The organism is Streptomyces phytophilus (assembly GCF_013870535.1).
Classification (GTDB): Bacteria; Actinomycetota; Actinomycetes; order Streptomycetales; family Streptomycetaceae; genus Streptomyces; species Streptomyces phytophilus.
This window is the reverse complement of record NZ_JACBXC010001620.1, coordinates 1-1157: the sequence shown is the minus strand read 5'-3', so window position 1 is coordinate 1157 and position 1157 is coordinate 1. Positions and strand designations below refer to the sequence as shown.

The following is a 1157-nucleotide window of genomic DNA, read 5'->3' as shown; positions in this document are numbered from 1 at the left end:
GCGGCGGCGGTGGCGGCGACCTCGCGTACGAAGTGGTCCACCGCGTCCGGCCGGCGCAGCCGCTCGGCGTGCACGACCTTGACGGCCACCAGGCGCCCGCCGCGGGAGCGGCCGAGGTAGACGACGGCCGTGGCGCCGCTGCCGAGGCGCGCCAGGATGCGGTGGCCGCCCAGGGAGCGGGGGTCGTCGGGCTCAAGGGGCTCCACTCGTGCCTCCGTTCGGCCGGCGTGCGGTGGGGGGTCTGAGGGCGGTGACGTACCCGTCGGGGAGGCCGGCGAACACCAGCCCGGCGGTGGCCGTGAAGTCGTGGACGTACCCGGCGCCGTCGTACGCCCACAGGACGCTCCGGTCGGCCGGATCCAGAGCGTACAGCCGCTCGCCCCCGCCCGTGGGGGCGTCTTCCGTACCGCTCCCCCGGACGTGGACGGCGCCGCCGGCGAGCCCGACGAAGTCCGCGTCCGGAAGCGACCAGACGGGGTCGCCGGTGGCCGCGCGCCACGCGTGGAGCCGGCCCTTCTCCTCGACGTAGAGCAGGCCGCCGCCTGCGGCGTGCACGGTGCTGGGGTAGTCCAGCTGCCGGGTCCACTCCTTGCCGCCGTCCGCGGTGCGCACGACGAGGCGGAGGTAGGCGTCGCAGACGAAGGCGAAGCCGTCCGCGGCGAGTACGACGGTGGGGTCCTCGGCGGCGTGGCTCCAGCGCGTCCCGCCGTCGGCGGCGTCGAACGCGGTGACCTCCTCGCCGTTGCCGGCGAGGACGAGACCGGAGCCGGTGGTGAGCGAGGAGGCCGTGGACCCGGCGGACCAGCGTTCGCGGCCGCTGCGGCTGTCCAGCGCGACGACGCCGTCGGTGGCGAGGTAGGTGAGCCCCCCGGCGGCGGTCACGGTGTGGATGAAGCCGAAGTCCTGCCGGTACGTCCAGCGTTCGTCGCCCGAGGCGGGGTCGACGGCCTCGACGCGCTCGGCGCCGTCCCCCGCGGGGCCCACGAGGTAGGCCGTACCGTCACCGGCGGCGAAGTCGCCGCCGCCGTCGTCGGCTTCGCCCCAGCGGCGCCGCCACAGCTCCTTACCCGTACGGGGGTCGAGGGCCTGCACGCCGGGCTTGTCGCCGCCGAAGGCGAAGAGCACGCCGCCGGCGGCGTAGAGGCCGGTGGGGCTCT

Annotated in this window: 1 protein-coding gene and 1 pseudogene; both read right to left on the bottom strand. The window is 76.4% G+C overall.

Annotated features, from left to right (window positions below):
• Positions 1-206: pseudogene (locus H5J30_RS34680) on the bottom strand (protein kinase domain-containing protein); the annotation flags it as partial.
• Positions 193-1157, bottom strand: a 965-nt coding sequence (locus H5J30_RS34675) for a PQQ-like beta-propeller repeat protein (RefSeq protein WP_181791777.1), incomplete at its 5' end; no start/stop codon positions are given. The gene H5J30_RS34675 and the pseudogene H5J30_RS34680, both read right to left, overlap by 14 nt.